Genomic DNA, 8,078 nt, shown 5'->3' on the forward strand with positions numbered 1-8,078 from the left:
CGTCCAAGGTGGAACTCGGAACATCCCCCGTGCGTGGATATTCTTACTTCAAATCCACAGGCGGCAGAAGAGAACAGTCGTGACTATTTCTGATTGTCGCCATGCAGGGTCGGCAGGATTGACATCAAGCCTTGAACCGGCCGCCGGAATGATGCACATCGCGTCTGCATGACCCCAGCCGACACTCATACGCGCGGTCTCCTGCCGCTCGATCATCTGGTGCTTCCAACCTGGAGCCTTGATGTGGCGAGGGCTCGGCTCAACTCGCTTGGTTTCGTCGTCGCCCCGACCGGCATCCATCCGTTCGGAACCGAGAATTGCTGTGTTTTTCTCGCCGACGGGACCTATCTCGAGCCGCTGGCGATCGGCGATGAACAGCGAGCGAAAGTGGCTGTTGGCGAGGGCAATGTGTTCGTCGCGCGTGACCTGCTCTATCGCGAGAAACGCGGCGAAGATGGATTTTCAGCGGTGGTCCTGGGCACAGCCGATGCCGATCAAGACCATGCACGCTATATCGAAGCCGGCCTGTCGGCGGGAGACATGCTGAGCTTTTCGCGCGCCTTCACCGATGTGACAGGCAAAAGCGATGTCGCGTCGTTCAAGCTCGCCTTCGCGTCCGCCAAGATGGCCACGGATGCCTTTCTCTTTGCCTGCCAGCGGATCAACGCGCCTGATGTCGATCGCTCGGCCTTGCAGGCTCACCCCAACGGCGCCACGGGAATTCTCGAGGTGGTGGCAGTCAGCAAAGCGCCTGCCGAGCAGGATCGATTGATTTCGGTGGCGGCGTGCGGTCCAGCCTCGAAAGGGCAGGGTGGTGCGTTCGACTTGCCGAATGCGAGGCTGAGTGTACTGGACCCCGCAGCTTTCGCCTCGCGCTTTGGCATACCGGCCGGTGCGCCGACAGACCTTCGCTTCGCCGCCGTGGTGTTTTCGGTCCGCAGTTTCGATGCCGTGTCGCGATTGCTTGCAGCGGGTTCCATCGAGCACGATATAGCGGGCAATGACATTGTCGTGCCGCCGGCATCCGGGCAGGGCGCGGCGTTAATTTTCCGGGAGATCCCATGAGCAAGCCCCTGGCGCCCAATTCGTCCGTAACCGTCGGCAACGTCGTCTTCGACAACAAGGCGGCGCTGGCACTGATTGCCGGCCCTTGCCAGTTCGAATCGCGCCAACATGCCTTCGACATGGCCGGTGCACTCAGGGAATTGACGGGCAAGCTTGGCATCGGCCTCGTCTACAAGACCAGCTACGACAAGGCCAACCGTACCTCGCTGTCGGCGACGCGCGGCGCCGGCATGGACGCCGCTCTTCCGGTTTTCGATGAACTGCGTAAGGAGTTTTCGCTTCCCGTGCTGACCGATGTCCACACCGAGGAGCAATGCGCCATCGTCGCGCCGCATGTCGATGTGCTGCAGATCCCGGCCTTCCTGTCGCGCCAGACCGACATGCTGGTCGCCGCCGCGAAAACGGGCAAGGTGATCAACGTCAAGAAGGGGCAGTTCCTTGCGCCCTGGGACATGAAGAACGTGGTCGCCAAGATCACGGGGTCGGGCAACGCCAATGTCCTGACCACCGAGCGCGGCGCGTCCTTCGGCTACAACACGCTGGTATCTGACATGCGCGCTTTGCCTGTCATGGCCGAGATTGGCGCGCCGGTGATCTTCGACGCCACGCATTCGGTTCAGCAGCCCGGCGGGCAGGGTGGCTCCTCGGGCGGCGAGCGCCGCTTCGTTGAGACGCTGGCCCGCGCGGCCGTTGCCGTCGGCGTCGCGGGCGTCTTCATCGAGACCCATCAGGATCCGGACAATTCGACCTCTTCCGACGGGCCCAACATGGTGCCGCTGAAGGACATGCCGGCGCTGTTGGAAAAGCTCATGGCTTTCGACCGGGTGGCAAAAGGCCGCTAAACGGCGGCATTCAGCCGGTGCTTGTGGTCGGCTGGTGGCGGTTGTACGCTTGCCCGGCAAATGAGCGTTTTGGCAGGAGGAAGCCATGTCCGTTGCCCGCGTCACCGAAATCACCTCATCGTCTAAGAAGAGTTTTCAGGACGCCATCGAGAAGGGCATTGCCCGCGCGTCGAAGACCCTGAAGAACGTCGAAGGCGCCTGGATCCAGGATCAGAAGATCGTTGTCGAGGACGGCAAGATTTCCGCCTATCGGGTCAACATGAAGGTGACTTTCATCCTGGCGGAGTGAGCTCACGGCCGCTGAAAAAGTCGGGAACTTTCGCCCCCGCGCCTCATTGTCAAAGCAGAGTTCAACGACAACGAGGAGCGCATCATGACCACTCAGACAGGCCACACCGAAGCCATCGCTGCTTCGCGCGTGATCGGCACATCGGTCTACAACACCGAGGGCAAGAGCATTGGCGCCATCGAGGACATCATGCTCGACAAGACGTCGAACGGCATCATGTTCGCGGTGATCGGCTTTGGCGGCTTCCTTGGCATCGGCGAGAAATATCACGCCATCCCTTGGGCGAGCCTGGACTATGACGAGAACAAGGGCGGCTATGTCGTCCCCTTCTCGAAGGAGCAGTTGAAGGCGGCTCCGGCTTATTCGATCAACGAACTAGCCGGCGCGGACGGCGAAAGCGCGCGCGATGCGTCTTACGAATATTACAAGGTCACGCCTTACTGGCACTGACGCCGTAGTGAAAAGGGCCCCGTTTCGGGGCCTTTTTCAACCAAAGAGATGTTCACTCACTGATGTGAAAGGCAGGCAAAGGCGCGCTGGCTTTCGTTGGTGACTGTTTGGCGTCGCATGACGTCAGGAACGCGGCCGCGATCAGGAACAGACTGACGATACCGCTCAACTCGGACATGGCGAAACTCCTCCTGTTTCGCCCCTCGCGCCTGCAGCCATAACCCGAAATGGCTGGCTGGCAGCATGACTAATGATGACAGAGATTTGCGCTTCGTGACTCGGCGTGATGCCAATAATTGGCGCCGGCCCGATTGCCTTTTGCGTCGCTTTGGCTAAGACGGGCGCGACCTTCCTTCTGATCAATCGGGGACACCGCAATGACCGCCATCATCGATATTGTCGGGCGTGAAATCCTGGACAGCCGTGGAAATCCGACCGTTGAGGTCGACGTCATACTCGAAGACGGCTCGATGGGCCGCGCCGCGGTGCCATCAGGCGCTTCGACCGGCGCGCACGAAGCCGTCGAACTGCGCGACGGCGGCGCCCGGTATCTCGGCAAGGGCGTGCTCAAGGCCGTGGAGGCCGTGAATGGCGAGCTGTTCGAGGCGATCGGCGGCATGGAAGCCGAAAACCAGATCCATATCGACCAGACCATGATCGAGCTCGATGGCACGCCCAACAAGAGCCGCCTCGGCGCCAACGCCATCCTCGGCGTGTCGCTTGCGGTCGCCAAGGCCGCTGCCGATGCCGCCGGCCTGCCGCTCTACCGCTATGTCGGCGGCACCAAGGCGCACATCCTGCCGGTGCCGATGATGAACATCATCAATGGCGGCGCGCATGCCGATAACCCTATCGATTTCCAGGAATTCATGATCCTGCCGGTCGGCGCACCGACGCTGCGCGAAGGCGTGCGCTGGGGCTCGGAAATCTTCCACACGCTGCGCAAGAAGCTGAAGGATGCCGGCCACAACACCAATGTCGGCGACGAGGGTGGTTTCGCGCCGAACCTCAAGAGCGCGCCGGTGGCGCTCGATTTCATCATGGAATCGATCGAGAAGGCCGGCTTCAAGCCGGGCGAGGAGATCGCGCTCGGCCTCGATTGCGCCGCGACCGAGTTCTTCAAGGACGGCAACTACGTCTATGAAGGCGAGAAGAAGACGCGCGATCCCAAGGCGCAGGCCAAATATCTGGCCAAGCTCGCCGCCGACTATCCGATCATCTCGATCGAGGACGGCCTTGCCGAGGATGACTGGGAAGGCTGGAAGTATCTCACCGACCTGATCGGCAAGAAGACCCAGCTCGTCGGCGACGACCTTTTCGTCACCAACACGGCGCGCCTGCGCGACGGCATTCGCATGGGCGTCGCCAATTCGATCCTGGTCAAGGTCAACCAGATCGGCTCGCTAACCGAGACGCTCGACGCCGTCGAGACGGCGCACAAGGCGGCCTACACCGCCGTCATGTCGCACCGCTCGGGCGAAACCGAGGATTCCACCATCGCCGACCTCGCGGTCGCCACCAATTGCGGGCAGATCAAGACCGGCTCGCTGTCGCGCTCCGACCGCATGGCCAAGTACAACCAGCTGATCCGCATCGAGGAAGAGCTTGGCAAGCAGGCGCGCTATGCCGGCAAGTCGGTGATCAAGGGCTGAGTCTCAGCTACATTATTGGTCGAGGGGAAGGGCGGGGCATCCCGCCCTTTTTCATTTGCGGAAAGCCAAGCCGATCCCGCGTAACCGTCCGTTAAGCACAATCGGGCGAAAAAGGCTGACGGTCGTTCGAGTTCGCGGCCATGGGGAATCAGTCATGTGGACGCGTCATCACAAGCAGAGAAACACGGGCCGGCTGATCATTCCCTCGCTCTGCGTGGTGTTCCTGGCCTATTTCGGCTTTCATGCCTATCACGGCGAATTCGGCATCAATTCGAAATACAAGTTGGAGGCCGAGAAGGTCGCGCTGCAGGGGCAGCTCGATGCCATCAAGGCGCGCAGGATGGATTTGGAGCGGCGCGTCAAGCTGATGCATGACGGTACGCTTGAGAAGGATATGCTCGACGAGCAGGCGCGCAGGGCGCTCAATCTGTCCCAGGCTGACGAGATCACCATCATGCTGCCGGCCTCGGCGAATTAATCTTATTTCGGTTAATCGCCAATATTTTCAATGATTTTAATCGCTTAGGCGCATGCCAGCTATGCATTTTCGACATGGCGGAGTGCGTTTTTACGTGTTAGCCTCCCATAAATCGCAGGGGAGGGTGACCTCCCCGGAGTGGATTGTTCCGCTCCAATGTCCGCAAAGAGACGCCAACAGGGAGTGATGCATGGCCACCGCAGCCAGAAAAGCGCCTGCCAAATCCAAATCCGAAGGCAAATCCGGTCTTTCGGCGCCGAAGCCGGCCGACTTCACAAAAGACGAGGAGCTGTCCGCCTACCGGCACATGCTGCTTATCCGACGCTTCGAGGAAAAGGCCGGCCAGCTCTATGGCATGGGCTTCATCGGCGGCTTCTGCCATCTCTATATCGGCCAGGAAGCGGTCGTCACCGGCATGAAGATGGCGCTGATCGAAGGCGATCAGATGATCACCGCCTACCGCGATCACGGTCATATGCTGGCGATGGACCTGTCGCCGCGCGGCGTCATGGCGGAACTCACCGGACGCCGCGGCGGCCTGTCCAAGGGCAAGGGCGGCTCCATGCACATGTTCTCCAAGGAGAAGCATTTCTATGGCGGCCACGGCATCGTCGGTGCGCAGGTGTCGCTCGGCACCGGCCTGGCCTTTGCCAACCGCTATCGCGAGAACAAGAACGTCTCGCTGACCTATTTCGGCGACGGCGCCGCCAACCAGGGCCAGGTCTACGAGAGCTTCAACATGGCCTCGCTGTGGAAGCTGCCGGTGATCTACATCATCGAGAACAACCGCTACGCGATGGGCACTTCTGTGTCGCGCTCGTCGGCCGAGACAGACTTTTCGCACCGCGGCGCCTCGTTCAAGATCCCGGGCATACAGGTCGACGGCATGGATGTGCGCGCCGTCAAGGCGGCCGCCGATCTCGCCACCGAATGGTGCCGTTCCGGTAACGGACCTCTCATCCTCGAAATGCAGACCTACCGCTATCGCGGCCATTCCATGTCCGACCCGGCGAAATACCGCTCGAAGGAGGAAGTGCAGAAGATGCGCTCCGAGCATGACCCGATCGAGCAGGTCAAGGCGCGGTTGATCGAGAAGAAGTGGGCTACCGAGGACGAGCTGAAGACCATCGACAAGGAAGTTCGCGACATCGTCGCCGATGCCGCCGAATTCGCCCAGAACGATGCGGAGCCGGATGCGTCCGAGCTCTGGACCGATATCGTATTGTAAGGGAGGGCCAGGACATGCCGATCGAAATTCTCATGCCCGCTCTCTCGCCGACGATGGAAGAGGGCAATCTTTCCAAATGGTTGAAGAACGAAGGCGACAAGGTCGTCGCCGGTGACGTCATCGCCGAGATCGAGACCGACAAGGCGACGATGGAGGTGGAAGCCGTCGACGAAGGCACGCTGGGCAAGATCCTGATCGCCGCCGGCACCGAAGGCGTCAAGGTTAACACGCCGATCGCGGTTCTGCTGCAGGATGGCGAAAGCGCCGCCGATGCCGGCAAGTCCGCCGCTCCCGCCAAGGCTGAACCATCGGCCGCCAAGGCCGAGGCGCCGGCCGAAGAGAAGGCGGAGCCCGCCAAACCGGCGGCAGCACCGGTAGCGGCCGCGCCAAAAGCGGAAATCGCAGCCGATCCGGACATTCCTGCCGGCACGGAGATGGTCTCGACCACTGTGCGCGAGGCATTGCGTGACGCCATGGCCGAGGAGATGCGCCGTGACGGCGATGTCTTCGTCATGGGCGAGGAGGTTGCCGAGTACCAGGGCGCCTACAAGATCACGCAAGGGTTGCTGCAGGAATTCGGCCCGCGCCGCGTCGTCGACACGCCGATCACCGAGCACGGCTTTGCCGGCGTCGGCGTTGGAGCGGCGATGGCCGGACTGAAGCCGATCGTGGAGTTCATGACCTTCAACTTCGCCATGCAGGCGATCGACCAGATCATCAACTCGGCCGCGAAGACGCTTTATATGTCGGGCGGCCAGATGGGCGCGCCGATCGTCTTCCGTGGCCCGAACGGCGCGGCAGCCCGCGTCGCGGCCCAGCACTCGCAGTGCTATGCCGCCTGGTACAGCCATATTCCCGGCCTCAAGGTGGTGATGCCTTACACCGCCGCCGATGCCAAGGGTCTGCTCAAGGCAGCGATCCGCGACCCGAACCCGGTCATCTTCCTCGAGAACGAAATCCTCTACGGCCAGTCCTTCGACGTGCCGAAGCTCGACGATTTCGTGCTGCCGATCGGCAAGGCGCGCATTCACAAAGCCGGCAAGGACGTCACCATCGTCTCGTTCGGCATTGGCATGACTTATGCGGTCAAGGCTGAAGCCGAGTTGCGTGGCATGGGCATCGATGCCGAGGTTATCGATCTCAGGACCATCCGCCCGCTCGATCTCGACACGGTTATCGCTTCGGTCAAGAAGACCAACCGGCTTGTCGTGGTCGAGGAGGGCTTTCCGCAGAACTCGGTCGGCGACCATATCGCCAATCAGGTCTCGCAGCGCGCCTTCGACTTCCTCGACGCGCCGGTCATCACCATAGCCGGCAAGGACGTGCCGATGCCTTATGCGGCCAATCTCGAAAAATTGGCGTTGCCGAATGTCGGCGAGGTCATCGAGGCGGTCAAAGCCGTCGCGTATCGCTGAACGGGTCGGGAGGAACACATGCCAATCAACATCACCATGCCCGCCCTGTCGCCTACGATGGAGGAAGGCAATCTTTCCAAGTGGCTGGTCAAGGAGGGCGATCATGTTTCGCCCGGCGACGTGATCGCCGAGATCGAGACCGACAAGGCGACGATGGAAGTCGAGGCCGTCGATGAGGGTACGGTGGCGAAGCTTGTCGTGCCCGCCGGCACGGAAGGCGTCAAGGTCAATGCGCTGATCGCCGTGCTCGCCGCCGAGGGCGAAGATGCGGGCGCTGCTGCCAAAGGCAGCGGCACCGCCGCGCCGGCGAAGGCAGAAGCGCCTGCTGCAAAGTCTGAAGCTCCCAAGGCCGATGCACCAAAATCCGAGGCGCCTAAGGCCGAAGCTCCCGCGCCGAAGGCGGCGGCTCCGGCCGCCAATGGCCATGCCGACGGCGAGCGCGTCTTCGCATCGCCGCTTGCGCGACGCATTGCCAAGGAAGCGGGCGTCGACGTTTCGGCCGTGACAGGAACCGGCCCGCATGGCCGTGTGGTCAAGGCCGATGTCGATGCCGCGATCGCTGGTGGTGGCGCGAAGGCCGCTCCGGCCGCCAAGGCGCCAGCTGCCGCGCCGGCGGCCGCCGCTCCCGCTCCTGCCAAGGCGATGTCGGACGACCAGGT

General features: G+C 61.9%; 11 protein-coding genes. 9 read left to right on the forward strand and 2 right to left on the reverse strand.

Features of this window, described 5'->3' with window-relative positions; all coding sequences use genetic code 11:
• Window positions 1–48 precede the first annotated feature (48 nt).
• The gene (locus J0I79_RS11815; RefSeq protein WP_292858075.1) at window positions 49–216 is read right to left on the reverse strand and encodes a hypothetical protein; all 168 of its coding nucleotides are present in this window, start codon (window positions 214–216) and stop codon (window positions 49–51) included.
• On the opposite strand from J0I79_RS11815, the gene J0I79_RS11820 reads away from it, so the two are divergent.
• The 4 genes from J0I79_RS11820 (at window position 169) to J0I79_RS11835 (ending at window position 2,646) form a co-directional block, all read left to right on the forward strand.
• Window positions 169–1,065 carry a VOC family protein gene (locus J0I79_RS11820; protein WP_292858043.1) on the forward strand — a complete coding sequence of 299 codons (897 nt, stop codon included), beginning with the start codon at window positions 169–171 and terminating at the stop codon, window positions 1,063–1,065. The genes J0I79_RS11815 and J0I79_RS11820 overlap by 48 nt on opposite strands.
• Window positions 1,062–1,907, forward strand: a complete 846-nt coding sequence (gene kdsA, locus J0I79_RS11825; protein WP_292858046.1) for a 3-deoxy-8-phosphooctulonate synthase — start codon at window positions 1,062–1,064, stop codon at window positions 1,905–1,907. The genes J0I79_RS11820 and kdsA overlap by 4 nt, the downstream gene beginning before the upstream one ends.
• Window positions 1,908–1,992: 85 nt before the next feature.
• Entirely contained in the window at window positions 1,993–2,196 is a 204-nt protein-coding gene (locus J0I79_RS11830) for a dodecin family protein (protein ID WP_056567944.1), read from the forward strand.
• Window positions 2,197–2,280: 84 nt separating this feature from the next.
• Window positions 2,281–2,646, forward strand: coding sequence for a PRC-barrel domain-containing protein (locus J0I79_RS11835; protein ID WP_292858051.1), 366 nt, complete (start codon window positions 2,281–2,283; stop codon window positions 2,644–2,646).
• 52 nt (window positions 2,647–2,698) lie between these two features.
• Here J0I79_RS11835 and J0I79_RS11840 read toward each other — a convergent pair whose 3' ends face one another.
• A complete protein-coding gene (locus tag J0I79_RS11840; RefSeq protein WP_292858054.1) occupies window positions 2,699–2,824 on the reverse strand; it encodes a hypothetical protein in 126 nt (41 codons plus the stop codon).
• Window positions 2,825–3,023: 199 nt separating this feature from the next.
• Between J0I79_RS11840 and eno the strand changes: the two genes are divergently transcribed.
• The 5 genes from eno to J0I79_RS11865 all read left to right on the forward strand — a co-directional run.
• Window positions 3,024–4,298, forward strand: coding sequence for a phosphopyruvate hydratase (gene eno, locus J0I79_RS11845; RefSeq protein ID WP_292858057.1), 1,275 nt, complete (start codon window positions 3,024–3,026; stop codon window positions 4,296–4,298).
• Between the two features lie 154 nt (window positions 4,299–4,452).
• Window positions 4,453–4,776: a septum formation initiator family protein gene (locus J0I79_RS11850; RefSeq protein ID WP_292858060.1), complete on the forward strand. Its 324-nt coding sequence runs from the start codon at window positions 4,453–4,455 to the stop codon at window positions 4,774–4,776.
• 190 nt (window positions 4,777–4,966) lie between these two features.
• On the forward strand, window positions 4,967–6,004 hold the full coding sequence (gene pdhA / locus J0I79_RS11855) for a pyruvate dehydrogenase (acetyl-transferring) E1 component subunit alpha (protein ID WP_292858063.1): 1,038 nt from the start codon (window positions 4,967–4,969) through the stop codon (window positions 6,002–6,004).
• A gap of 14 nt (window positions 6,005–6,018) precedes the next feature.
• A complete protein-coding gene (locus tag J0I79_RS11860) occupies window positions 6,019–7,419 on the forward strand; it encodes a pyruvate dehydrogenase complex E1 component subunit beta (protein WP_292858066.1) in 1,401 nt (466 codons plus the stop codon).
• An 18-nt stretch (window positions 7,420–7,437) separates the two neighbouring features.
• A partial coding sequence (locus J0I79_RS11865; RefSeq protein WP_292858069.1) for a biotin/lipoyl-containing protein occupies window positions 7,438–8,078 on the forward strand: 641 nt, incomplete at its 3' end.

Source organism: Mesorhizobium sp. (assembly GCF_017306585.1).
Taxonomy (GTDB): Bacteria; Pseudomonadota; Alphaproteobacteria; order Rhizobiales; family Rhizobiaceae; genus Mesorhizobium.